Origin of the sequence: Streptomyces sp. NPDC101132, assembly GCF_044759225.1 — a bacterium.
Lineage (GTDB): Bacteria > Actinomycetota > Actinomycetes > Streptomycetales > Streptomycetaceae > Streptomyces.
In genome coordinates this window covers 294,149-318,233 of the sequence record NZ_JBIVYX010000003.1, presented here as the reverse complement: position 1 = coordinate 318,233, position 24,085 = coordinate 294,149, and the positions used below count along the sequence as shown (strand labels likewise).

Sequence of the window (24,085 nt, the reverse complement as noted above, 5' to 3'; positions counted from 1 at the left end):
TTCTCTCCTCGGGCCCGGGCGCTGCCGCCCGGGCCGGCCGGCCGGTTCTCACCGGCCGGGTCCGAAGGTGACCGGCAGTCCGGCGGGAGCCGTGCCGGTGGGGGCGATCTGGAGGGTCTTGAGGGCGAACTCCATGACCTTCTTGTAGATGGGTCCGCAGATCTGGCCGCCGAAGTAGCTGCCGCGGGTGGGGTTCTGGATGGCGCAGTAGACCGTGATGCGGGGCTTGTCCGCGGGGGCGAACCCGGCGAAGGAGGCCGTGTAGCCCTTGTAGCGGCCGGTGGCCGGATCCACCCGGTTGGAGGTGCCGGTCTTGCCGCCGACCCGGTAGCCGGGGATGCGGGCCTTGGTGCCGGTGCCCTCCTGGTCGTCGACCACGGACTCCAGCATGGCGGCGAGGGTCTTGGCGGTCGCCTCGCTGATCACGCGGCGCGTCTCGGGCGCGGGGGCGGGCGTGAAGCGGCCGTCGGGACCCTTGGTGCCGCGGACCAGGGTGGGCTCGATGCGGACGCCGCCGTTGGCGACCGTCGAGTAGACGGACGCGGCCTGCATGGCGTTGAGGGAGAGTCCCTGGCCGAAAGGGATCGTGTACTGCTGGGAGGTGGACCACTCCGAGGGGCGGGCCAGCAGGCCGCGGGACTCGCCGGGGTAGCCGAGGCCGGTGGGCTGGCCGATGCCGAACTTCGTGAGGTAGCCGTAGAGGGTCTCGTTCACGTCGGCCTGGGTCTTGCCGAGCCGGCCGGTGGCCAGGATGGTCCCGATGTTGCTGGACTTGGCCAGGACGCCGTTGAGCGTCAGGTACCAGGTGGGGTGGTCGATGTCGTCCTTGAACAGCCGGTCGCCGCGGTGCAGCCGGTTGGGGACGGTGACCTGCGTGAGCGGGCCGGCGGCCTTCTCCTCCAGGACGGCGGCCATCGAGATCACCTTGGCGGTGGAGCCGGGCTCGTACACGTCCTGGAGGGCCGCGTTGCCCATGGCGGCGGAGCGGGCCTTGCTCAGGTCGTTGGGGTCGAAGCCGGGGGCGTTGGCCATCGCCAGCACCTCGCCGGTCCGGGTGTCCTGGACGACGACGTAGCCGCGGTCGGCCGCGGAGGCCCGCACCTGTTCGGTGATGGCGTTCTGGGCGGCCCACTGGATGTCGCGGTCGATGGTGAGCTCGATGTCCGAGCCGGGCACGGCGGGCTTCTCGCGCGAGCCGGCGGTGGGCACGCGGCGGCCGCCGGACTGGGCGTAGCGCAGCTCGCCGTCCTTGCCCGCGAGCTTCTCGTCGAGGGAGGACTCCAGGCCTCCGGCGCCCTTGCCCTCGGCGTTGACGTATCCGATTATCCCGGCGGCCAGGTTCCCGTTGGGGTACACGCGCTTGCTGCTGGGCTCCTGGAAGACGCCGGCCAGGACGTTGGCGCCGGGGCCGTTGCGGCGCTTGTCGGCCTGGGCCTTCTCGGCGAAGACGCGCTTGAGGTCCTTGATCTGGTTCCAGACCTGGGGGGTCTGCCGGCGGGCCAGGACGACGTACCGGGTGTTGGGGGTCTTCAGGCGGGCCGTGAGGTCCTCGGCGTCCTTGCCGAGGATGGGTGCGAGGAGCGCGGCGGCCTGCTGGGGCGCGTCGGGGGCCTTGCTCTCCTCGGGCGTGAACATCTTGGGGTCGGCCGTGATGTCGTACGCGTCGACGCTGGTGGCCAGGGCGATGCCCTTGCGGTCGGTGATCCGGCCGCGCTCGGCGGCGAGGGTGTAGCTGGCGTACCGGTTCTTCTGCGCCTGCGCCGAGTACTCGGCGGCGTCGACGGCCTGGACCTGGAGCAGCCGGACCACGAAGGCGACCATGACCAGGGTGAGGCCGAGGCTCACCAGGCGCAGCCGGGGCCTGGGGCTGCCGAGCCGGATGGTGTGCGGGGCGCGGGAGGCGGCGGGGCGGGGGCGGCGGGCGGACGGGCGGGCCGCGGGGCGTCCCGGGCCGCGCTCCCCCGGCCGGGGCCGGCCGGGGCCCGGCACGCGGCGGCGCGGGGGCTCCTTGGGGCTCATCGGCGCGCTCCTCGGGCCGCGGACGGGCGGGGGCTGGCATGAGCGGTCACGACGTCACCTAACGGGGGTCAGTGAGGGCTTCGCGGACGGGGCGCCCTGGCCGGGCGCGGCGGACGTGACGGCGGGGGTGGGCGAGCCGGCGGGCCCGCCCGGGCTCGCGGCGGGCGCCTGCGGGGCGGGCGCGGCCGCGGTGGGGCTGGGCGGGGGCGGCGCGGAGGCGGTGCTGGGCACGCCGTTGACCTTGCCGTCGGCGCCGAGGAAGACGGGGCTGCCGCCGGGGACCATGCCGAGGCGGCGGGCGCGGCGCTCCAGGGCGTCGGGCGCGGAGTAGGCGTCCACGTCGCGCTGGAGGGCCTGCTGCTCGTCGGTGAGCGCGGTGGTGTCCCGCTTGAGCTTGCTGAGCTGGAACGAGCCCTGGTTGAGGGCCGAGTTGAGCAGCAGCAGCGTGATCAGGCCGCCGCCGAGCAGGGCGACGACCAGCAGCACGAACGGGGTGCGCGCGGCCCCCGTGCCGGGAGACCCCTTGAGCCTCCCGAGCCGGCCGGTCCGGCCGGTCTGCCCGCCCCGCGCGGTCACGCGCTCCTCCGCTCCCCGGTCCGGGCCGCGGAGGGCGCGGACGCGGCGGTCCGGGGGCGGCCCGCAGGTGCTGCGACGGTCACAGTTCCTCCTCGCGGATCCGCTGGGCGCCGCGGAGCCGGGCCGGGGCGGCGCGCCGGTTCTCGGCGACCTCCTCCTCGGTCGGCAGCTCCGCGCCGCGCGTCAGCAGCTTCAGCTTGGGCTGGTACTTCTCCGGCACGACGGGCAGGCCGGGCGGGGCCGTGCTGGCGGCTCCGGCCGCGAAGACCGTCTTGACCAGGCGGTCCTCCAGCGAGTGGTACGACAGGACGGCGATCCGGCCGCCCACGGCGAGGGCCTTGACCGCGGCGGGCACCGCCCGCTCCAGCACGGTCAGCTCGCCGTTCACCTCGATGCGCAGGGCCTGGAAGGTGCGCTTGGCGGGGTTGCCGCCGGTGCGCTTGGCGGCCTGCGGGAGCGCGTCGCGGATCAGCTCGACCAGCCGGGCGCTGTTGCTGAAGGGCTCCTTCTCGCGCTCGCGGACGATGGCCGAGACGATGCGCTTGGCCTGCTTCTCCTCGCCGTACGCCCGCAGGATCCGGACCAGCTCGCCGGGCGGGTAGGTGTTGAGGACCTCGGCGGCGCTGATGCCGGTCGTCTGGTCCATGCGCATGTCGAGCGGGGCGTCCTGGGCGTAGGCGAAGCCGCGGTCGGCCTCGTCGAGCTGCATGGAGGAGACGCCGAGGTCGAAGAGGACGCCGTCGACCCTGGGGATGCCGAGCCGGGCCAGTACGCCGGGCAGCTCGTCGTAGACGGCGTGGACCAGGGTGGCGCGCTCGCCGTAGGGGGCCAGCCGCTCGCCGGAGAGCCTCAGGGCCTCCTTGTCCCGGTCGAGGGCGACCAGCCGCGCCTCGGGGAACCGCTTCAGCAGGGCCTCGCTGTGGCCGCCGAGGCCGAGGGTGCAGTCGACGACCACGGCCCCGGGCCTCTCCAGTGCGGGGGCCAACATGTCCAGGCACCGCTGGAGCATCACCGGGACGTGTCGGGTCTCGCTCATGCGCCCTCTCAGGTAACGGCGCGACCTGCGGGTACATGGACGTACGCGCCGCGCACGCGGGGGGATCATCGGGGCCGGGGCGGCGGGAACACACCGGGGCCCGGCCGGTTCGCGTCACTTTAGTCCACGGGTCGCCCCGGTCAACGAACCGGCCCGCGTGCCGTGCGGCGGGCTCCGGACAACCCGGCGAAACCGGCGGATCACCCGGCCGGACGCGTCCGCCGGGGCCCTGTGGGGTACCTCACAACAACGATCGGCGGCGCCCTTTGTCCGCCCTCACACCTGCTGTGCCCGGAGGTGCGCACTAACGTCGTAGACATGACGACTTCCGCATCGCTGCCCGCAGAGTCCGCACCCTCGGAGGCCGGCACCGTCATCGACCGCCTCGTCGAGGCGAACGCCCGCTACGCCGAGCGGTTCACCGACCCGGGCATGGACGCCAGGCCCGTCCTGCAGGTCGCCGTCGTGGCGTGCATGGACGCACGAATAGACCTCCACGCCGCCCTGGGCCTCCAGCTCGGCGACTGCCACACCATCCGCAACGCCGGCGGTGTGGTCACGGACGACACGATCCGGTCGCTCACGATCAGCCAGCGGGCGCTCGGCACCCGTTCCGTGGTCCTGATCCACCACACGGGCTGCGGTCTGGAGAGCCTCACCGAGGACTTCCGCCACGAGCTGGAGGACGAGGTCGGACAGCGTCCCGCCTGGGCCGTCGAGGCCTTCCGGGACGTCGACCAGGACGTGCGGCAGTCCATGCAGCGGGTGCGGACCTCCCCGTTCCTCCGCCACACCGACGACGTCCGGGGCTTCGTCTTCGACGTCACCACGGGCCTGCTGCGCGAGATCGACCCGGCTTCGTGAGTGACATTACGGTGTGAGGCCGTCAAGAATGCTCGGGTGACGCCCGCCCGGGAACCGCTTCCGGTGGACGTCCGTGTGTTTGGGGTGGGCCGGGATTACGCAATGGGCGTCGGCCCGTGAAAGGGCCGAGGAGGGCCGGGTGACGACCTATGACGATCGAGCGAGCCTCGCTGATCTGACCACCACCGCGGATCGTGTGCGGCGGTCGGTCGAGAGCGTGATCGAGGGCAAGCCCGAGGTCGTACGGCTTTCGCTGGTGGTGCTGCTCGCCGAGGGACATCTTCTGATCGAGGACGTTCCCGGCGTCGGCAAGACGATGCTGGCCAAGACGCTGGCGAAGTCCATCGCCTGCTCCGTGCAGCGCATCCAGTTCACGCCCGACCTGCTGCCGTCGGACATCACCGGCGTGAGCATCTACGACCAGCAGCGCCGCGAGTTCGAGTTCAAGCCGGGCGCGATCTTCGCGCAGATCGTCATCGGCGACGAGATCAACCGTGCCTCGCCGAAGACCCAGTCGGCGCTGCTGGAGTCGATGGAGGAGCGCCAGGTCACCATCGACGGCACCCGGCACGAGCTGCCGAGCCCCTTCATGGTGGTCGCCACGCAGAACCCGGTGGAGATGGAGGGCACGTACCCGCTCCCCGAGGCCCAGCGCGACCGCTTCATGGCCCGGGTGTCCGTCGGGTACCCGAGCCCCGAGGCCGAGCTCCAGATGCTCGACGTGCACGGCGGCGTCTCCCCGCTGGACGACTTCCAGCCGGTCGCGCACGCGCACGAGATCGTCAAGCTCATAGAGGCCGTGCGCGAGGTGTACGTCGCCGAGCCGGTCCGCCGGTACGTCGTCGACCTCGTCGCCGCCACCCGCAACCACCCCGACCTGCGGCTGGGCGCCTCCCCGCGGGCCACCCTGCACCTGCTGCGCGCCGTGAAGGCCTCCGCGGCCCTGTCCGGCCGCGACTACGTGCTCCCGGACGACGTGCAGGCCCTGGCCGCGCCGGTGCTCGCGCACCGCCTGCTGCCGACCGCGCAGGCCCAGCTGAACCGCCGGACCGCCGAGCAGGTGGTCGCGGACATCCTCCAGCGCACCCCCGTGCCCACCGCCTCCGTTCGCGGCGGCGCCCCGCACGGGTACGGGGAGCAGCCCCCGGGCCCGCGGAGCTTCTGATGGCCGCCGCGACGCGCCCGTCCGCCGAGTCCGGGCGGGACGGGCTGCGCGCCGCGTTCTCCGGGCTGACCACGCGCGGCCGCTCCTTCCTGGCGGCCGGCATCGCCGCGGCCGTCTGCGCGTACGTGCTGGGCCAGGGCGACCTGCTGCGGGTCGGGCTGCTGCTCGCGGTGCTGCCGCTGATCTGCGCCGTGGCCCTGCACCGCACCCAGGACCGGGTCACCGGCAGCCGCCGGCTCACCCCGGTGCGGGTGCCCGCCGGGGCCGAGGCCCGGGTGCAGCTGCGCATGAACAACGTCTCCCGGCTGCCCACGGGGCTGCTGATGCTGCAGGACCGGGTGCCGTACGTGCTGGGGCCCCGGCCGCGGTTCGTGCTGGACCGGGTCGAGCCGGGCGGGCGGCGCGAGGTCTCGTACCGGGTGCGGTCGGACCTGCGCGGCCGCTACCCGCTGGGACCGCTCCAGCTGCGGCTGACCGACCCGTTCGGGCTGGTCGAGCTGACCCGGTCGTTCCGGGACTTCGACACGCTGACGGTGATCCCGCGCACCGAGCCGCTGCCGCCGGTCCGGCTGACCGGCGAGTCCTCCGGGTACGGCGACGGGCGGCAGCGGTCGCTGGCGCTGGCCGGGGACGACGACGTGATCCCGCGCGGCTACCGGCACGGGGACGACCTGCGCCGGGTGCACTGGCGCTCCACCGCCCGGTACGGCGAGCTGATGGTGCGGCGCGAGGAGCAGCCGCAGCGCTCCCGGGCCACGGTGCTGCTGGACACGCGGCGGGTGGCCTTCCGCGGTGCGGGCCCCGACTCGGCCTTCGAGTGGGCGGTCTCGGCCGCCGCCTCGACGCTGGTGCACCTGCTGGAACGCGGCTTCTCGGTCCGGCTGCTGACGGACACCGGCGACACGGTGGGCGGCGAGGGGTCGGGCGGCTACTCGTCCGGCGGCTCGGAGTCCGCGGAGGCGGCCGGGCTGATGATGGACACGCTGGCCGTGGTCGGGCACTCCGACGGCGCCGGCCTCTCGCGCGCCTGCGACGCGGTGCGCGGGGGCAACGAGGGGCTGCTGATCGCCTTCTTCGGCGACCTGGACGACGCCCAGGCGGACCTGGCGGCGAAGATGCGGCAGCGCTCCGGCGCGGCCGTGGCCTTCGTCCTGGACTCCGCGCAGTGGGCCGGCGAGGGCCGGGCCGCCTCCGGCGGCCCGGACGAGGAGCGGCTGCGCAGGCTGCGCGAGACGGGCTGGACGGCGGTGGCCGCGTCCCCGGGCGTGTCCTTCGCCGAGCTGTGGCGGCACGCGGGGAACGCCCCCGCGGGCCGGGGTACTCCGGGGGGTTGGGCATGAGCGGCCGGGCGAGACTGACGCTGTGCGCGCTGCTGGCCACGCTGCTGACGGCGTGCGCGATGCTGCCGCTGGTGCATCCGGCGACCTGGCTGCCGCAGGCCGCGGTGCTGCTGGCACTCCAGAGCGCGACGGGCGCGGGTGCGCGGCGGGTGCCGCTGGCGCGCTGGCTGACCGTACTGGCGCAGCTGGTCGTGTCGGTGGTGCTGCTGACCCTGCTGTTCGTCGGGGAGCGGGCGCTGGGCGGGGTGCTGCCCGGCCCGGGTGCCCTCCGGGACTTCGGGGCGCTCTTCTCCCAGGGCGTGCAGGACGTGGGGCACTACGCGATGCCCGCGCCGCTGACGGACGGCATCCGGCTGCTGCTGCTCAGCGGGGTGCTGCTGATCGGGCTGATGGTGGACGCGCTCGCGGTGACCTTCCGTACCGCCGCGGCGGCCGGGCTGCCGCTGCTGGCGCTGTACTCGGTGGCGGCGGGGCTGTCCCAGGGCGGCTCGGACTGGCTGTGGTTCCTGCTGGCCGGCTGCGGCTACCTCCTGCTGCTGCTCGCCGAGGGCCGGGACCGGCTGTCCCAGTGGGGCCGGGTCTTCGGCGGCGCGCCGCGCAAGGGCCGGAGCACGGCCGCCGGGCTCACCGGCGGGGGCGCGGTGGCTCCCGTACGGACCGGCCGCCGGCTGGGCGCGCTGGCGCTCGGCATCGCGCTGGTGGTGCCGCTGGGCCTGCCCGCCCTGGAGGGCGGGATGCTCGGCGGTACGGGCAGCGGCGACGGCGACGGCCTGGGCGGCACGATCTCGGCGGTCAACCCGCTGGTGTCCCTGCAGAACAGCCTGAACGTCACCGAGGACCGCGAGGTGCTGCGCTACCGCACCGACCACCGCAACCCCTCGGACCAGTACCTGCGGATCGTGGCGCTCGACGAGTTCGACGGCCAGTCCTGGAAGACGGCGGAGCGCCACATCACCGACGTCCCCGAGCGGCTGCCGGACCCGCCGGGCCTGAGTCCCGCCGTGCGCACCACGGAGGTGCGCACCAGCGTCTCGGCGGCCGGCTGGTACGCCCAGACCTACCTGCCGATGCCGTACCCGGCCACGCAGGTGGACATCGGCGGCAAGTGGCGGTTCGAGCCCGTCGGGCGCACCCTCGTGGGCGACCGGGGGCAGAACACCCGGGGCGTCCAGTACACGGTGCGCGGCCTGCGGCTCCAGCCCACGGCGGAGCAGCTGACGAAGGCCCCGCAGCCGGCGCCCGCGCTGGTGGCCGAGTACACGCGCGTGCCGGCGGGCCTGCCGCCCGCCGTGGAGGAGACGGCGCTGCGGGTGACCCGGAAGGCGAAGAGCGACTACGAACGGGCGGTGCTGCTCCAGGACTGGTTCGCCAGCGAGGGCGGCTTCACCTACAACACGCACGTCAACTCGGGTACGGGCACGGCCGGCATCGCCAAGTTCCTGGAGGACAAGCGGGGCTTCTGCGTCCACTTCTCCTTCACGATGGCGGCGATGGCGCGCACGCTGCGGATCCCGGCGCGGGTGGCGGTCGGCTTCACCGCCGGTTCCGCGAAGTCGGACGGCAGCTGGTCGGTGACCCTGCGGGACGCGCACGCCTGGCCGGAGCTGTACTTCGAGGGCGTCGGCTGGACGCGCTTCGAGCCCACGCCGTCGCGGGGCAGCACCCCGGACTACACCCGGCCGGAGACGCCCACGGGCCGGCCGTCGAACCCGGCGCCCGAGGTGCCGGGCCGTACGGCCGCGCCCGCTCCCGCCCCGTCGTCCTCGGCCTCGGACGCCTGCCCGCCGGAGATGCGGCGGCTGGGCGAGTGCGGGCAGGCGCAGGCGGGTGCCGGTGCGGACGGCGACGGTCCGACCTGGGGCCAGGTGGCCCTGGTGTCCGGGGCGGTGCTGCCGCTGCTGGCGCTTCCGGTGCTGCCGCTGTTGTGGCGGTCCCGGGTGCGCAGGCGCCGGCTGGCCTCGGGCGATCCGCTGGAGGCCTGGCGCGAGCTGGGCGACGCCGCCTGGGACGTGGGCGTCGAGCCGGACGGGGCGCTGTCCCCGCGGGGGGCCGCGCGGCGGATCGTCACGCTGGGCCGGCTGGACGGGGAGGCCGAGCAGGGGGTGCTCCGGCTCGCCGGAGCGGTGGAGCGCTCGCTCTACGCTCCCCCGGCCGCCGGGCCCGGGGCCGCCGGGGCGGCGGACGCCGCCGGGGACGTGCTGAGGGCGCGGGCCGCGCTGCTGGCCGGGGTCGGCCGGTGGTCCCGGCTGCGGGCGCTGGTCGCGCCGCGGTCGGCGGTACGCGTGCGGTGGGCGGTGTCGGACCGCTGGGCGCGGGTGCGCGGGGCGGTGGCCGGACGGCTGCGGACGGTGCGGATCCCGCTGCGCGGGCGCGGCTAGGCCTTCGGGGGCGGGCCGTCCCGCGGCCAGGTCCTGGTGGGGCGGGCCTCCTCGTGGGGCGGGCCGCTCCCCGGGGAACAGCAGAACCCGTGCGGCGGGGCTCGTTCCTCCAGAGCCCCGCCGCACGGGTTTCGTGTACGGGTCCCCCCGGACCCGTTCCCCCGTTCCCCACGGGCCGGTCCCCCCGGACCGGCCACGCCGTCGGACGGGGGCCCGTCCCGCTCCGCCGCCCCGTGTCGGCGGTGCGGGACGGGCTCCCCCTCCGTCGGGTCCACTCTCCCGTCTGTGCAGGTGAGGGCCCATCCGCGTACCTACTCATCTCTGTGTCTAGGTACGGATACTCAGTTCTACGTGGGACCGCCCGGCCGGTGCGACCGCCGACCGGGTCTGTCCCACGTCCCCCGAAGGGGTGGCGGCCGGGTGTCAGCCGGCGTGGCCGGACACCCGCCCGCGCAGCAGCAGCGACAGGGCGGAGTGGACGTCGTCGATGGACCGCTCGCTCTGGAAGGACTGCCAGTCCAGCGCCGCCACGAGCACCATGCCGACCAGCGCGGCGGCCGTGAGCGGCACGTCGATCTCGCCGCTCAGCTCGCCGCGTTCGACGCCCTCCCGGAGCACCGACTCGACGACGGCCACCGCCTCGCCCCTGACCACCATGAGGGTGGACTGCCAGGCGCGGTTGGTGCGCCACAGCTCGGCGACGTACAGCTGGGTGAAGGCGGGGTAGGCGTCGATGAAGACGAGGCCCGCGCGGATCATCGCGTCGAGCGCCTCGACGCTCGTGCCCCCGCGGCTCCTGACCCCGTCCGCCGCCTCGCGGAGCGAGGCGGTCAGCAGGCCGACGCCGTGCCGGAGCAGCTCCTCGAAGAGGACCGTCTTGCTGGCGAAGTTGTAGTAGACGGTGCCCTTGGCCACTCCGGCGCGTTCGGCGATCTCGTCCACCGTGGTGGCGGAGAAGCCCTGTTCGGCGATCAGGGTGACGGCCGCCTCGTAGAGCTTCTGCCGGGTGGCCTGCCGTCTGGTGCTGCTGCTGTCCATGGCGCTGATTGTCACAGGCTCAGCTCCGGGTGCAGACGGTCCATGGTCCACACCTGCTTGCGGCGGGCGGCCAGGGCGGTGAGCGCGAGGGCTCCGGCGGTGAAGGCCGCCAGGACCACGCAGCCCTGCCACACGGGGTCGAGCGGGCCGCCGGTGATGAGGCGGCGCAGGCTCTCGACGACGTACGACATCGGCAGGTACGGGTGGATCGCGTTGAAGAAGCCGGGGCTGGTCTGCACCGGGTACGTGCCGCCGGCCGAGGTCAGCTGGAGCATCAGGACCGCGAGGACCAGGATGCGTCCGGCGGCACCGAAGCGGGCGTTGAGCCACTGGACGATGGCCGCGAAGCAGCCGGTGACCAGGACCAGGAAGCCGATCGTGCCGGCCGCGCGCTCCATCTCCAGGCCGAGGCCCCAGTGGAGTACGGACATCAGCGCGGCGACCTGGAGGACGCCGAGGGCGGCCACCGGGAGCCAGCCGGCGAAGGCGACGCGCCAGGCGGAGGCGCCCGCGGCGAGGGCCCGCCGGTTCATCGGCTGGATCAGCATGTAGGCGACCATCGCGCCGACCCAGAGGGAGAGCGGGATGAAGTACGGGGCGAAGCCGGTGCCGTAGTTGGGAGCCTTGTGCAGGGACTTGGCGGCGAGCTGGACCGGGTCGGCCATGACCTCGGTGCGCCGGTCGCGCTGCTGCTCGTCGTAGTCCGGGATCTGGTCGGCGCCCTCGTGGAGGCCGCCGGCGAGCTGGCCGGAGCCGTCGACGAGCTTGTACATGCCGCCGTCGAGGCTGTGGGCGCCCTTCTTGAGCTTGCCGACGCCCGCGTCGAGGTCGTCGGAGCCGGTGTGGGCGGCGGTGATGCCGGTGTGCAGCCTGTCCATGCCGGTGGCGACCTTGTGGGCGCCGTCGTTCAGGGCGTTGATGCGGCCGACGGCGGCGTCCAGGTCGGTGGCGAGGGTCGGCGCGGCGTCGACGACCTTGCGGGCCTTCTGCTCCAGGTCCTTGAGCTGGGTGCGCAGCTTGTCCAGGTCTCCGCCGGAGTCCTTGACCAGGTTGTTGACGTCACCGGCGAGTTCGGCCGCCTCGGCGGCGTCGTCCTTCGCCCGCTTCAGCGTGGGGCACTTGGGGCTGGGGGTCTCGGCACCGGTGCACAGCTCGCCGTACACGTCGTCGAGGGCGTCGGAGGCCGCGTTGGCGGCGCGGGCGGCGCCGGGGGCGGCCTTGGCGAAGGTGTCGAGGTGGTTGCGGACCACCTTGGCGCTGTCGGCGGCCAGTTCGGCGGCGTCGGCGATGGTCTTGACGTTGTTCCGGAGGAACGGGCGGGCCTTGTCCGCCGCCGTGTTGACCTTGTCGGCCAGGGTCTGGGTGCCGTTGGCGACCTGGCGGCTGCCGGTCTCCAGCTGCCCCGCGGCCGTGTCGAGCCTGCCGAGGCCGCCGGCCAGGTCGCTGCTGCCGTTCTTGGCGCTGGTCAGGCCGTTGGCGAGGTCGTTGGCGCCCTTCTTGGCGCGGCCGATGCCGTCCTTGAGGTCGTCGGCGCCCTCGGCCGCCTCCAGCGTCTTGTCGTGGAGGTCCGAGAAGGAGATGAAGATCTTGTCGAGGAAGCCGCGGGAGGTGCTGCTGGAGGCGGAGGCGCGGACCTCGGAGAACACCGTCTTGGAGATGGAGCCGACGATGTAGTTGTTGGCGTCGTTCGTGCGGACCTGGAGCGCGCCCGTCTCGGGGGCGTCGCCGGAGCTGGAGGCGAGCCGGGTGCTGAAGTCCTTCGGCATGGTGAGGGAGAGGTAGTACGTGCCGTCCTCGACGCCCTCGGCCGCCTCGTCGGCGCTCACGTCACGCCAGTCGAAGATCCTGCTGTCGTGCAGCTTGCGGGCGATCTCGTCGCCCGCGGCGATCTCCTTGCCGTCGACCGTGGCGCCGCTGTCCTCGTTGACCAGGGCCACCGGGAGCTTGTCGAGGCGGCTGTACGGGTCCCAGAAGGAGCACAGGTACAGGGCTCCGTAGAGCAGCGGGAGGAGGAGCAACGCGACGAGCGCGGCGCGCGGGAGCTTCCCCCTGCCGAAGCGCTTGAGCTCAAGCGCGGCCAGCTTCGGCGTGCGCATCGGCCGCCCCCTTCTGTGCGGTGGTGTCGGTGGTCTCGGTGGTGCCGGTTCCGGTGTCCTCGGTGTCCTGGTCCGGCACGGTGGTGCCGGTGCCCTCGGCGTCCGGGTCCGGCGCGGTGGTGGCGGTGCCGGTGTCGGCGGGCTCGGCGCCGGGGGTCGGTCCGGCGCCGTCCGGGCCGGCCGCGCTCGGGGCCCGGCCGGCGTCCGCCGGGGCGGTGCCGGGCCCCGCCTCCTCGGCCTCCGCGGAGTCGGTGCCCCGGGGCGCGTCGGTGGTGCCGCCCTGCGGGGCCGGGTCCTCCCCGGGGGCGCCGGCGGCGGTCGTGCGGATGACCAGCGCGTCGGCGGGGGCCTCGCTGCAGACCGCGAGGACCGTGGTGCCGCGGGCGGCGAGGGAGCGCAGCAGCGCCCAGGCCTCGACCCGTTCGGCGTCGGAGAGCTTGAGGTCGGTGTCGTCCACCGCCAGCAGGCCCGGGCCGGAGATCAGGGCCAGCGCCAGGGAGAGCCGCAGCTCCTCCAGCCGTTCCAGCTCCCGCACCGAGGTGCGGGCGCCCTTCGGCAGGGCCGCCACGTCCAGGCCCACGGCGTCCAGGGCCGCGTCGATCCGGCGGGCGGTGTGCGCGGCGCGCTCGGAGCGGGGCCGGAACAGGGCCCGTACGGGTCCGTCGTAACGGCGCTGGAGCAGCGCCCGCTCCCGCAGTTGCTCGGCCACGGTCAGCGCCGGGTCGAGGTCGGTGATCCCCGGGACCGGGCCCAGGGCGCTGATCCGGCGGACGGCCGCCATCTTCTTCGGCAGGCGCAGGCCGCCGACCTCCGCGTGGCCCGCGGTCGGCTTCATCCGTCCGGTCAGGGCGAGGAGCAGGCAGGTGCGGCCCGTGCCGGACGGTCCCTCGACGGCGATCAGGGAGCCGGGCGCCGCGTCGACGTCCACCCCCTGGAAGACCCACCCGCGCGGGCCCCGCAGTCCGAAGCCCTGGGCCTTGACGGCCACGCCTGTCGGGCTGTCCACCCCGTCCCCCCTCTTTTGAACTGACTGGTCAGTTCAAAAACTAGCACGCCCCCGGAACACCCGGTGCCGCCTCCCCGGATTTACCTGGATTCCGATGGAAAACCGCAGCTCAGGCTGATTGTCAGTGGGTGCCGTCACGATGGGTCCATGCGGAGCGCCCCGCGTGGGGCCTCCCCGTCCGTGAAGACAGGAGGTTCGTCATGGCGACCCGAGTCACCGCACCAGCCGCCGATGTCCACCCCGTCCTCCGCCGCGCCCCGGCACCGCCCGCGGCCCTCGACCTGCTCGCCAAGGCGCGCAGCGGCCTCGAAGAGGCCGCCGGGCTCGCCGTGCCGAACGAGCGGTACGCCACCGCCCACCTCGCCGCGCTGCGCACCGCCGCCGCCGTCCTGGCGGCCCGCGCCCGGCCCGAACCCCCCAGCCCGCGCCGCAGGCAGCGGATCCGCAGCGCGTGGGAGCTGCTCCCCGAGATCGCTCCGGAACTGACCGAGTGGAGCGCCCTGTTCGCCTCGGGGGCGGCCAGGCGCGCCCGCGCCGAGGCGGGCATACGCGACGCGGCGACCGGCCGCGACGCGGACGACCTCCTGCGCGAGGCGTCCATGTTCCTGCGCATCGTCGAGCGGCTGCTGGCGCTGTCGCCGACCCTGCCCGAGCCACGGCGGGAGCGCGCGGACGCGGTATGACAGGCCGGGCTCCCGGAGGCAATAGGGTGGATCACGCACTTCACCGATCCCAGCCCGCCGCACGCGGCGGTACCGCGCCGAGGAGTCATCAGCCGTGTCGGACACATCCCGCCCCCGCGCCTCCCTTCGTACCGCTGTGGTGTGGGAGCTCCTCAAGGAGGTTCTGGACCACCGGGCCAAGGCCACCGGGCGGGATGTCCTGGACGTGCTCGACACCGGCGGCGGCACCGGCAAGTTCGCGGTGCCGGTGGCCCGGCTCGGCCACCGCGTCACGGTGGTCGACCCCAGCCCGAACGCGCTGTTCGGGCTGGAGCGCCGGGTGGCCGAGGAGGGCGTCGCCGACCTGGTGACCGGTGTGCAGGGTGACGCCCAGGGCCTGCTGGACGTGGTGGAGCGCGGCGCGTACGACGTCGTGCTCTGCCACGGGGTGCTGGAGTACGTGGACGACGCCGCCGAGGGCGTGGCCAACGCGGTCGCCGCGCTGCGCCCCGGCGGCACCCTCAGCCTGCTCGCCGCCGGCCTGGGCGGTGCCGTGCTGGCCCGCGCCCTGGCCGGGCACTTCACCGAGGCCCGCACCGCCCTCACCGACCCGGCCGGGCGCTGGGGCGCGGGCGACCCGGTGCCGCGGCGCTTCACGGCCGAGCAGCTCTCCGAGCTGGTCGGCGGCGCGGGCCTGGAGGTGGGCGCGGTGCACGGCGTGCGCGTCTTCGCCGACCTGGTCCCGGGCGTCCTCGTCGACACCGAGCCCGGCGCGGTGGAGGCACTCCTCCGGCTGGAGGAGGCCGCCGCCGAGCTGCCCGCCTTCCACGCGGTGGCCACCCAGCTGCACGTACTGGGCACCAAGCCGGAGACCGCCGCCTGACGACGCCCTGATCTGCGGTGCAGGAGCGGATGGAGTACGCCACAGACCCTCCGCTCCGGCGCCCTTGACCGTATGATCGGGAGACACGGTCCCGTGTGGCCGGGCAGCCGTTGGGGAATAAGCGCCTCAGCGACCGCCCGGGCGACGGTACGGTCCGTGCACAGGTGCAGTTTTCGAAGTGCTTGAAAAGGTGGCGTAGAGGGCGGGTTTCACGGGGGCGATTCCCTGCCTATCCTGAAGGGGACCCCCGGTCGCTACCCCCCGCGACCGACGGATGAGGAGGACTCCCGTGCCGCTCTCGGAGCACGAGCAGCGCATGCTCGAGCAGATGGAGCGAGCGCTGTACGCCGAAGATCCCAAGTTCGCGACAGCGCTTGAGGGAAGCGGGCTGCGTACGTACACCCGACGACGGGTCTACCAGGCAGTCGCAGGCTTTCTGGTGGGTATCGCGCTCCTCATGACCGGAATGGTCGCGCCGAACCTGCTCTGGGTCAGCGTGGTGGGATTCCTCGTCATGCTGGGCTGCGCGGTCCTCGCGGTCACCGGTTGGCGCAAGGCCCCCAAACCGGGAGAGCAGCCCGTCCCCGGCGCGTCCGGGCCCCACGGGCGTGGCCACAACCGGCAACGGCGGTCGATGATGGACCGCATCGAGCAGCGGTGGCAGAAGCGCCGCGACGAGCAGGGGCACTGAGCCCCCCGACACACACGTGCGCGTGAGGGCGCCCGCCGGAACGGCGGGCGCCCTCACGCGCGTCACGGCATGATGTCCGGATGAGTGTGCTCCCCCTGGTCTTCACCAGCGGCTGGGCCAGCGGGATCAACGCGTACGCCGTGGTCCTCCTGCTCGGCCTCTTCGGCGCGACCGGCCTCACCGACGAGGTGCCCGAGTCCCTCCAGCGGACGGACGTCCTCGTGGTGGCGGGGGTGCTGTTCCTGTGCGAGGCGGTGGCCGACAAGATCCCCTACGTGGACTCGGCCTGGGACGCCGTCCACACGGTGATCCGCCCGGTCGCCGGTGCCGTGGTCGGTGCCCTGCTGGCCGGGCAGAACGGCTCGCTGCCCGACCTGGCGGCCGGTGCGCTCGGCGGCTCGACCGCCCTGGCCAGCCATTTCGTCAAGGCCGGCACCCGGATGGCGATCAACACCTCGCCCGAGCCCTTCAGCAACGTCATCGCCAGCACCGCCGAGGACCTCGGCGTGGCCGGTGTCGTGACCTTCGCGATGTTCCAGCCGGTGGCCGCCGCCGTGATCGCGGGGGTGCTGCTGCTCGCCGGCCTGGTCGTGCTGGTCTTCGTCTGGAGCCGGATCCGCAGGTTCCTCCGCCGGCGCGCCCAGCGCCGTGAGGAGAAGCGGCTGGCAGCGCTGGAACGGGCCGGGCTCCCACCCTCCTGACCAGGCTCGATAAGGTCGGCCGCATGGCACGAATTGCGGTGATCGGCGCCGGGATGGGCGCGATGGCGACGGCCGCCCGGCTGGCCGTGGCGGGGCACCGGGTGACGGTGTACGAGCGGGCGGCGACGTACGGCGGCTCCGTGGGCCGGTACGAGCGCGACGGTTTCGGCTTCGACACCGGGCCGGGGCTGCTGCACCTGCCCGCCGTCTACCGCGACCTGTTCGTGAAGACCGGCAAGCGGCCCCTGGAGGACTGCGTCGAGATGACGCGGGTCGACCCGGCCGTCCGGCACCTGCTGCCGGACGGGCGCGCGGTCACGCTGCCCGCCGTCTCCCGCGGCGGGGTGGCCGCCGCCCTCGACGAGGCCTTCGGCGCGGGCACCGGCGAGCGCTGGGCCGCCCTGCTCAACCGGGCCCGCGACGCCTGGGACGCCACCCGGCGGCCGCTGCTGGAGGAGCCGCTGCGGACCGACTGGCAGGTGCTGGGCCGGGACCCCTACCCCGCGCTGCGCAAGAGCGGCCTGCTGCGCCGCCGCCCGCCGACGCTGGCGGAGGTGGCCGAGCGCGAGCTGGGGGGCGGGGCCGCGGGGCTGCTGCGGGGCCTGGTGGGCACGTACGGCCTGGACCCCGGCACCGCGCCCGCGGCCGCGGCGGTCCTGCCGTACATGGAGCAGACCTTCGGCAGCTGGTACGTGGGCGGCGGCATGCGGGCCCTGGCCACGGCCGTCCACGAGCGCTGCCTGGAACGGAAGGCCGCGTTCGTCTTCGGCGCGGAGGTCACCGCAGTGCGCGTGCGGGACGGCAGGGCCGCCGGACTCACGCTGGCCGACGGGACCGCGGTCGAGGCGGACACGGTGGTCTGCGGGATCGACCCGCGCCGCCTGGCCGGCCTGCTGCCGGGCACCGCACTGTGGCCCGCCGGCGCCAAGACCCCGCACGGCCCCGCGCCGAGCCGGGCCACCCTGTTCCTCGCCCTGCGCGGTCCCCGCCCCGAGGGCACCGTGCACCGCACGCTGGTCCACTCCGGCGGGGGCTCCGCCGCGGTGACGGTGCTGCGGCCGGACGACGAGCGGAGCCGGCCCGACGCCGGGCACGAGGCGGTGACCGTCACGGCCGTCACCGGTGCCGGGGAGGGCGCCGGGCCCGAGTGGGCGGCCCGTACCGCGGAGGGGCTGCTCGACGCGGCGGCACGGGCCGTCCCGGAACTGCGCGAACGGCTGCTCTGGCATGAGCTGCGCACCCCGGAGCACGTGGCGCAGGACACCGGCGCCCTGGAGGGCGCGGTCCCCGCGCCGGCCCTCGCGGGCGCCACGGAGCTGCTGTACCCGGCCAACACCACCGCGCTGCCCGGCTTCTACCTCGCGGGCGGCTGGGCGCACCCGGGCGGCGGACTGGCCCATGCCGGGATGACGGGCGCCCTGGTGTCCGGGCTGATCGTGGAGGGCGCGGACTTCCGCGGCTCGCAGTGAGCGGCCGGCCCCGGTGGCGGCCCCCGGCGGGCCGCCGCCCCGCGGCTCAGTAGCGGTACTGCTCGTACTCGCCGGGCGCGCCCTGGTAGGGGTAGGGCCCGGGCTGGTCGGCCGGGTACGGCTGCTCGACGTCGCGCTGCTGCGGCACCCAGACGCCCCCGGGCGGGGTGTCCGTCGCGTACTGGTGCTGGCCGGTGTACGGGTCCGGGTAGGCGGGGTACATCTGCTCGCCCGTCCCGTAGCCGTAGTCGTAGGCCGCGTAGGCGCCGGGGTCGGACTGGGGCGTGACGGCCCCGGTGCCGATGTACGGGTCGGAGTACGCGGCGTACGTCTGCTGCTCGCCGGCACCGTAGTCGTAGCCGCCGCCGTAGCCGTCCTGGCCCTCGAAGGTCGCGGCGTAGCCCGTCCCGGCGCCCGCGTACGGGTCCTGGGCGGGCTGCTGCGGGTCGTAGTAGCCGGAGTAGTCCGCGCCGGCCGCCGCGTACCCGCCGGCGCCCGCGTAGTCGGTCCCGGCGCCGTCGGTGCCCGGGTCCGCGTACGGGTAGCCCGCCTCGGCCGGCACGGGCTCGTAGACGGCCGTCGCGTCCTGGGGGGCATCGTAGGAGCCGGCGTACGCGCCCTCGTCGGACGCCCCGGTGTAGCCCGGCGCGTCGGGGGCCCCGTCCGGCTGCTCCGAGGGGTCGGCGTCGCCCTCGGGCCCGTACTCCAGGTCCGAGACCCGCAGCGCGGGCTCCTCGCGGCGGCCCGCGTCGCTGCCGCCGCGCCGTCTGCCGCGCCGGCCGGGCTCGGGCTCGGCCGCCTCGCGTTTGGCGTTCAGGGCCCAGCCGGCCACGAAGCCGCGCCGGAAGGAGAGGGTGACCAGGGTCTGGCCGACGGCGAACGCGGTCGCGCCCACGCCGATGACCAGCACCGAGTTGATCAGTACGCCCGCGACCACGCCGAGGAATCCGGCGAAGGCGAGCACGCGCCAGCGCAGCCGAGCCTTGTACTGCAGCAGCACCTCGGCCAGCAGCCACAACGCGACGACGCCGAACGCGATGTAGAGGACCGTCCAGCCCATGCATGGCCCCTCTCGGTACGGCCGCGCGGGTACGGCCGGTCAGGGCCGCTGGTGCAGGCCCAGATTCTCGTAGATCTCGAGGGTCGCCGTGGAGTTGTTGAGCGTGATGAAGTGCAGTCCGGGGACTCCCTCGGACAACAGCCGCGCGCAGAACTCCGTGGCGAACTCGATGCCAATGGAGCGTACAGCGGCCGGATCGTCCTTGACGGCGAGCATGCGCTCTTTCACGTCCTCCGGGAAGACCGCGTTGCTCAGCTGGGGCAGCCGGTCGAGCTGCCGGATGCCGACAACTGGCATGACCTCGGGGATGATCGGGGTCTCGCAGCCGGCCGCCTCGACGCGGTCGCGCAGCCTCAGGTAGTTCTCCGGATCGAAGAACATCTGGGTGATCGCGTAATCCGCACCCGCACGGCACTTGTCCACGAAGTGCCTGATGTCCGAATCCCAGTCGGAGGACCGGGGGTGCATGTCGGGGAAGGCCGCGACGCCGACGCAGAAGTCGCCGGACTCCTTGAGCAGCCGGACGAGGTCGGCCGCGTAGTGCACGCCCTCCGGGTGCGGCACCCACTCGCCCATCGGGTCGCCCGGCGGGTCGCCGCGCAGGGCCAGCATGTTGCGGATTCCCGCGTCCGCGAACTGGCCGATGACGTTCCGCAGCTCGGCCACGGAGTGGTCGACCGCGGTGAGGTGCGCGACCGGGGTCAGGGTGGTGTCGGCTGCGATCTCCTGGGTGGCCTTGACCGTGCCGCCCCGGGTGGAGCCGCCCGCGCCGTAGGTCACGGACACGAAGCTGGGGGCGACCGCCTCGACCCGGCGGAGGGCGTTCCAGAGGTTCCGGTTGCCCTTCTCCGTCTTGGGCGCCCAGAACTCGAACGAGTACGACGTACCGGACGCGAGCATGTCGCGGACCGTGCGCGCACGGTCGGTTCTGGTGGAAGCGGTGCCAAGGGCCATACGAGGAGGCTAGACAAACTCCATGATCACCCCAAGACGTGTCCACCCATCGGACACGTTTTTGGACACTCTGATGGACCGGAGGCCCCGGAGCCCCTCCCGAACCGGCGGAACCGACGATTCCGGTTGCTCAGAGGAGTCGGGACCGCACGCGCTTGGCCAGGTCGGCGGCGGCCGCACCGGGGTCGTCGGCCTCGGTGATCGCACGGACCACGACCACCCGGGAGGCGCCGGCGTCCAGCACCTCGTCCAGGTTCCCGGCGTCGATGCCGCCGATGGCGAACCACGGCCGGTCCTGGCCGAGCGAGGCCGCGTACCGGACCAGGTCGAGGCCCGGGGCGTGGCGGCCGGGCTTGGTGGGGGTGGGCCAGCAGGGGCCGGTGCAGAAGTAGTCGACACCCGGCTCGGCGGCGGCCGCGGCGACCTCGGACTCCGCGTGGCAGGAGCGGCCGATCAGCACGCCGTCGCCCAGGATCGCGCGGGCGGCCGGGACGGGGATGTCGCCCTGGCCGAGGTGCAGCACGTCGGAGCCGATGGCGTGCGCGACGTCGGCGCGGTCGTTGACCGCGAGCAGCCGGCCGTGGCGGCGGGCGGCCTCGGCGAAGACCTGGAGGTGCTCCAGCTCCTCTGCGGCCTCCATGCCCTTGTCGCGCAGCTGCACGACGTCGACCCCGCCGGCGAGGACGGCGTCGAGGAACTCGGGGAGGTCCCCCTGGCGCTTGCGCGCGTCCGTGCAGAGGTAGAGCCGGGCGTCGGACAGGGCGGCGCGGGCGTCGACGGACATGGAGGTACCCCCCGGGTGGGGCGGCGTACGGGCCGCTCGGGCCCGTACGCCGCGTGGTGGTTCGGTTCGGATCAGACGGCGAGCGCCTGGGCGCGGCGCTTCACTTCCGTGCCGCGATTCTCACTCAGGGCCTGTGCCGGCGTGCCGGGCAGGGTCGGGTCCGCCGTGAAGAGCCACTCCAGCATCTCCTCGTCGGTGAAGCCGTCGTCCCGCAGCAGCGTGAGGGTTCCGGAGAGGCCCTTGACCACCTTGTCGCCGTCGATGAAGGCGGCCGGCACCTGGAGGGCGCGGTTCTCACCGCGGCGCACCGCGATCAGCTGGCCCTCCTTCACCAGCTGGCGGATGCGCGTCACCTCGACGTCCAGCATTTCGGCGATGTCGGGGAGGTAGAGCCACTCGGGGACGAGAGCATCGATCTTTGCGTCAATCTCGGTCACGGGACAAGCCTGCCATCCCGGACCGACAGCCGGTACCCGGGCGGTGCCGGAGGGGGTACGGCGAACCGCACCCCCGCGCGTCAGCGGGCGGCGGACTTCAGCGGGGCCGCGGCGTCGGCCACCCGGGCCGGGTCCACCGGGACGCCGCTCTCGATGAGCTTGCGGCCCTGCGCCAGGTCCCGGGGCCGGCCCACGGCCAGCACCGCGACCAGGGCCTCGCCGCGCAGCCAGCACGCGGACCAGGCGGCCTCGGCCGGGTCCCCGCGCCAGACCAGCGCGTCGCCCTCGGCGTGGTGGCCCGCGTACTGCACGAAGCGGCCGAACTGCTCCGACCAGAAGTAGGGCACCGGGTCGTACACGAGGGCCTCGCCGCCGGGCCCGGCCAGGATGTTCGCGGCCACCGTCCGGGGACCCTGGAGGGCGTTGTCCCAGTGGTGGACGACGAGCCGCCCGCCGAAGCGCGCCGAGGGGAAGGAGGCGCAGTCGCCGACCGCGTACACGTCGGGCAGCGAGGTGGCCAGGTGGTCGTCGGCGGTGACGGAGCCGTCCGCGCCCCGCTCGATGCCCGAGCCGTCGAGCCAGCCGGTCGCGGGCCGGGCGCCGATGCCCACGACCACGGCACCCGCGGGCAGCTCGGTGCCGTCGGCGAGCACCACGGCGCCGGGGGTGACCTCGGCCACCCGGGCGCCGGTCACCAGGCGGGCGCCGGCCTCGGCGTACCAGCCGGACATCGCGTCGGCGACCTCGGCGGGCAGCGCACCGGCGAGCGGGCGGGCTGCCGCCTCGACCACGGTGACGGCGCAGCCGGCCTCGCGGGCGGCGGTGGCGAACTCGGCGCCGATCCAGCCGGCGCCCACCACGACGACGTCGTGCCGCTCGGTGATCACGGGCTTCAGCCGCTCGGCGTCGTCGAGGGTGCGCAGCAGGTGCACGCCCGGCACGCCCTCGGTGCCCGGGAGAGTGAGGGGCTCGGCGCCGGTGGCGAGGACCAGGGTGGCGTACGGGACCGGGCCCGCGGAGGTGTCCACCTCGTGGTCGGCGGCGCGCAGGCCGGTGACCTCGACGCCGAGGCGCAGCTCGATGCCGAGCCCCTGGAAGTCGACGTCGAAGGCGGAGTCCTCGGCCTTGCCGAGCAGCACCGCCTTGGAGAGCGGCGGCCGGTCGTACGGCTGGTGGGGTTCGGCGCCGAGCAGGGTCACCGGTCCCGTCCAGCCCTGTTCGCGCAGGGCCACGGCGGTCTGCACGCCCGCCATGCCCGCGCCGACGATGACGACGCCGTGCGCCGTGTCCTGGGTCTGACTCAGCTGATCGCTCACGCCGCACACCCTAACCACCTGACGGATCGTCAGGAAAGTCGGTGTCCGTCCGGGGCGGAGCGCCGCTCGCGGCGTGCTCGCGGGCGGCCTTACCCGCGCTCGGGGCCGGGGGATAGTCTGGCCACCGTACCTATCGCGGGAGCCCGGGCGGACCGGGCTGAGAGGGAGGCTGGCCGGCCTCCGACCGTACGAACCTGATCCGGGTCATGCCGGCGAAGGGAGGGGCTGGACGCCCATGCACCCATCTCGTAAGGGATCCGACGTCCTCGTCATCGGGGGCGGGATCATCGGCCTGGTCACGGCCTGGCGCGCCGCGCGGCGCGGGCTGCGCACCGCGCTCGCCGACCCGCGGCCCGGCGGCGGCGCCGCCCAGGTGGCGGCCGGCATGCTCGCCGCCGTCACCGAACTCCACTACGGCGAGGAGACCCTGCTCGGCCTCAACCTCGCCTCCGCCGCCCGCTACCCCGAGTTCGAGGCGGAGTTGACCGAGGCGAGCGGCGGCCTGGACATCGGCTACCGCGCCTGCGGCACGCTGGCCGTGGCGCTGGACGCGGACGACCGTACGCACCTGCGCGAGCTGCACGCGCTGCAGCGGCGCTGCGGGCTGGAGTCGGAGTGGCTCACCGGCCGCGAGTGCCGCCGCCTGGAGCCGATGCTGGCGCCCGGGGTGCGCGGCGGGCTTCGCGTCGACGGCGACCACCAGGTGGATCCGCGGCGGCTGGCCGCGGCCCTGGTCGCGGCCTGCGAGCGGGCCGGCGTGCTCTTCCACCAGACCTCCGTGGAGCGGCTGACCGTCACCGCCGACCGGGCCGCCGGCGCCGTGCTCGACACCGGCGAGGAACTCGCCGCCGACCAGGTGGTGCTGGCCGCCGGCAGCCACAGCGGCCGGCTGGCCGGCCTGCCGCCGGAGGTCGTGCCGCCGGTCCGGCCGGTCAAGGGTCAGGTGCTGCGGCTGACGGTGCCGGGGGCGTACGCGCCGTTCCTCACCCGCACGGTCCGCGCCGTGGTCCGCGGCAGCCACGTCTACCTGGTGCCCCGGGAGAACGGCGAGCTGGTCGTCGGGGCCACCAGCGAGGAGCTGGGCTGGGACACCACCGTCACCGCGGGCGGGGTGTACGAACTCCTCCGCGACGCCCACGAGCTGGTGCCCGGCCTGACCGAACTCCCGCTCACCGAGACCCGGGCCGGCCTGCGCCCCGCCTCCCCCGACAACGCCCCGCTGCTGGGCCCCACGGAGCTGCCCGGCCTGCACCTGGCCACCGGGCACTACCGCAACGGCGTGCTGCTGACCCCCCTCACCGGCGAGGTGATGGCGGAGCTGCTGGCCACCGGTGAACTGCCGGAGGTGGCCCGCGCGTTCACGCCGCGCCGCTTCTCCCCCGCAGCAGTACGTGAGGAGTCCCTCGTATGACCGTGTCCGTGAACGGCGAACCCCGCGAGATCGCCGCCGGGACCACGCTGGACGCGCTGGTCGCCACCCTGACCTCGGCTCCCTCCGGGGTGGCCGCCGCCGTCAACGAGACCGTGGTGCCGCGCGGCCAGTGGCCGGCGACGGCCCTCGGCGACGGCGACCGGGTCGAGGTGCTGACCGCGGTGCAGGGAGGCTGAGC

The 24,085-nt window shown here is 74.5% G+C and carries 22 protein-coding genes and 1 riboswitch; of the genes, 11 read left to right on the top strand and 11 right to left on the bottom strand.

Going from position 1 to position 24,085, the window contains the following annotated elements; translation table 11 throughout:
• Positions 1-48: 48 nt before the first annotated feature.
• The 3 genes from ACIQUR_RS09010 to rsmH all read right to left on the bottom strand — a co-directional run bounded on the left by ACIQUR_RS09010 (position 49) and on the right by rsmH (position 3,631).
• A complete protein-coding gene (locus ACIQUR_RS09010; protein WP_403660636.1) occupies positions 49-2,019 on the bottom strand; it encodes a peptidoglycan D,D-transpeptidase FtsI family protein in 1,971 nt (656 codons plus the stop codon).
• 54 nt (positions 2,020-2,073) lie between these two features.
• A complete protein-coding gene (locus ACIQUR_RS09005) occupies positions 2,074-2,595 on the bottom strand; it encodes a septum formation initiator family protein (protein WP_403660633.1) in 522 nt (173 codons plus the stop codon).
• Positions 2,596-2,674: 79 nt separating this feature from the next.
• The gene (rsmH, locus tag ACIQUR_RS09000; protein ID WP_403660630.1) at positions 2,675-3,631 is read right to left on the bottom strand and encodes a 16S rRNA (cytosine(1402)-N(4))-methyltransferase RsmH; all 957 of its coding nucleotides are present in this window, start codon (positions 3,629-3,631) and stop codon (positions 2,675-2,677) included.
• 318 nt (positions 3,632-3,949) lie between these two features.
• Between rsmH and ACIQUR_RS08995 the strand changes: the two genes are divergently transcribed.
• From ACIQUR_RS08995 to ACIQUR_RS08980, 4 genes are all read left to right on the top strand, one after another.
• Positions 3,950-4,495, top strand: a complete 546-nt coding sequence (locus tag ACIQUR_RS08995; protein ID WP_403660627.1) for a beta-class carbonic anhydrase — start codon at positions 3,950-3,952, stop codon at positions 4,493-4,495.
• A gap of 139 nt (positions 4,496-4,634) precedes the next feature.
• Entirely contained in the window at positions 4,635-5,660 is a 1,026-nt protein-coding gene (locus tag ACIQUR_RS08990; protein ID WP_403660624.1) for an AAA family ATPase, read from the top strand.
• Positions 5,660-7,000 (top strand): DUF58 domain-containing protein, encoded by a 1,341-nt coding sequence (locus tag ACIQUR_RS08985; protein WP_403660621.1) that lies wholly within the window; start codon positions 5,660-5,662, stop codon positions 6,998-7,000. The genes ACIQUR_RS08990 and ACIQUR_RS08985 overlap by 1 nt, the downstream gene beginning before the upstream one ends.
• Complete coding sequence (locus tag ACIQUR_RS08980) at positions 6,997-9,378, top strand: transglutaminaseTgpA domain-containing protein (protein ID WP_403660618.1); 2,382 nt, start codon at positions 6,997-6,999, stop codon at positions 9,376-9,378. Before ACIQUR_RS08985 ends, ACIQUR_RS08980 begins: the two co-directional genes overlap by 4 nt.
• Before the next feature lie 423 nt (positions 9,379-9,801).
• Here the strand turns inward: ACIQUR_RS08980 and ACIQUR_RS08975 are convergent, their stop codons facing one another.
• From ACIQUR_RS08975 to ACIQUR_RS08965, 3 genes are read right to left on the bottom strand one after another with little or no spacing between them, the layout of a single operon-like run.
• On the bottom strand, positions 9,802-10,416 hold the full coding sequence (locus ACIQUR_RS08975) for a TetR/AcrR family transcriptional regulator (protein ID WP_399939765.1): 615 nt from the start codon (positions 10,414-10,416) through the stop codon (positions 9,802-9,804).
• Between the two features lie 11 nt (positions 10,417-10,427).
• Complete coding sequence (locus tag ACIQUR_RS08970; protein WP_403660615.1) at positions 10,428-12,512, bottom strand: YhgE/Pip family protein; 2,085 nt, start codon at positions 12,510-12,512, stop codon at positions 10,428-10,430.
• Positions 12,484-13,518, bottom strand: coding sequence for an ATP-binding cassette domain-containing protein (locus ACIQUR_RS08965; protein ID WP_403660612.1), 1,035 nt, complete (start codon positions 13,516-13,518; stop codon positions 12,484-12,486). Before ACIQUR_RS08965 ends, ACIQUR_RS08970 begins: the two co-directional genes overlap by 29 nt.
• A 200-nt stretch (positions 13,519-13,718) precedes the next feature.
• Here ACIQUR_RS08965 and ACIQUR_RS08960 point away from each other — a divergent pair, with 200 nt between their 5' ends.
• The 5 genes from ACIQUR_RS08960 (at position 13,719) to ACIQUR_RS08940 (ending at position 17,924) form a co-directional block, all read left to right on the top strand.
• Positions 13,719-14,201, top strand: coding sequence for an SAV_6107 family HEPN domain-containing protein (locus tag ACIQUR_RS08960; protein WP_403660609.1), 483 nt, complete (start codon positions 13,719-13,721; stop codon positions 14,199-14,201).
• 94 nt (positions 14,202-14,295) lie between these two features.
• A complete protein-coding gene (locus ACIQUR_RS08955; RefSeq protein ID WP_399939756.1) occupies positions 14,296-15,063 on the top strand; it encodes a methyltransferase in 768 nt (255 codons plus the stop codon).
• Between the two features lie 289 nt (positions 15,064-15,352).
• Positions 15,353-15,754: a DUF3040 domain-containing protein gene (locus tag ACIQUR_RS08950; protein WP_403660606.1), complete on the top strand. Its 402-nt coding sequence runs from the start codon at positions 15,353-15,355 to the stop codon at positions 15,752-15,754.
• An 80-nt stretch (positions 15,755-15,834) separates the two neighbouring features.
• On the top strand, positions 15,835-16,455 hold the full coding sequence (locus ACIQUR_RS08945; protein WP_403660603.1) for a DUF4126 domain-containing protein: 621 nt from the start codon (positions 15,835-15,837) through the stop codon (positions 16,453-16,455).
• A gap of 23 nt (positions 16,456-16,478) precedes the next feature.
• Positions 16,479-17,924, top strand: coding sequence for a phytoene desaturase family protein (locus tag ACIQUR_RS08940; protein ID WP_403660600.1), 1,446 nt, complete (start codon positions 16,479-16,481; stop codon positions 17,922-17,924).
• A gap of 46 nt (positions 17,925-17,970) precedes the next feature.
• Here the strand turns inward: ACIQUR_RS08940 and ACIQUR_RS08935 are convergent, their stop codons facing one another.
• The 5 genes from ACIQUR_RS08935 to ACIQUR_RS08915 form a co-directional block, all read right to left on the bottom strand.
• Complete coding sequence (locus ACIQUR_RS08935) at positions 17,971-18,984, bottom strand: hypothetical protein (RefSeq protein ID WP_403660597.1); 1,014 nt, start codon at positions 18,982-18,984, stop codon at positions 17,971-17,973.
• A gap of 39 nt (positions 18,985-19,023) precedes the next feature.
• Positions 19,024-19,938: a methylenetetrahydrofolate reductase [NAD(P)H] gene (gene metF / locus ACIQUR_RS08930; RefSeq protein WP_403660594.1), complete on the bottom strand. Its 915-nt coding sequence runs from the start codon at positions 19,936-19,938 to the stop codon at positions 19,024-19,026.
• A gap of 130 nt (positions 19,939-20,068) precedes the next feature.
• Positions 20,069-20,722, bottom strand: a complete 654-nt coding sequence (gene thiE, locus ACIQUR_RS08925) for a thiamine phosphate synthase (RefSeq protein ID WP_403660591.1) — start codon at positions 20,720-20,722, stop codon at positions 20,069-20,071.
• 71 nt (positions 20,723-20,793) lie between these two features.
• Positions 20,794-21,159: an Rv2175c family DNA-binding protein gene (locus tag ACIQUR_RS08920; protein ID WP_399939741.1), complete on the bottom strand. Its 366-nt coding sequence runs from the start codon at positions 21,157-21,159 to the stop codon at positions 20,794-20,796.
• 80 nt (positions 21,160-21,239) lie between these two features.
• Positions 21,240-22,475, bottom strand: coding sequence for an NAD(P)/FAD-dependent oxidoreductase (locus tag ACIQUR_RS08915; protein ID WP_403660588.1), 1,236 nt, complete (start codon positions 22,473-22,475; stop codon positions 21,240-21,242).
• Between the two features lie 125 nt (positions 22,476-22,600).
• A riboswitch (TPP riboswitch) is annotated at positions 22,601-22,713 on the top strand.
• On the opposite strand from ACIQUR_RS08915, the gene thiO reads away from it, so the two are divergent.
• Together thiO and thiS are read left to right on the top strand one after the other, a co-directional pair.
• Positions 22,711-23,886 (top strand): glycine oxidase ThiO, encoded by a 1,176-nt coding sequence (gene thiO / locus ACIQUR_RS08910; RefSeq protein ID WP_403660585.1) that lies wholly within the window; start codon positions 22,711-22,713, stop codon positions 23,884-23,886. Its footprint overlaps the riboswitch before it by 3 nt.
• The gene (gene thiS, locus ACIQUR_RS08905; protein WP_403660582.1) at positions 23,883-24,083 is read left to right on the top strand and encodes a sulfur carrier protein ThiS; all 201 of its coding nucleotides are present in this window, start codon (positions 23,883-23,885) and stop codon (positions 24,081-24,083) included. Before thiO ends, thiS begins: the two co-directional genes overlap by 4 nt.
• Positions 24,084-24,085: the final 2 nt, after the last annotated feature.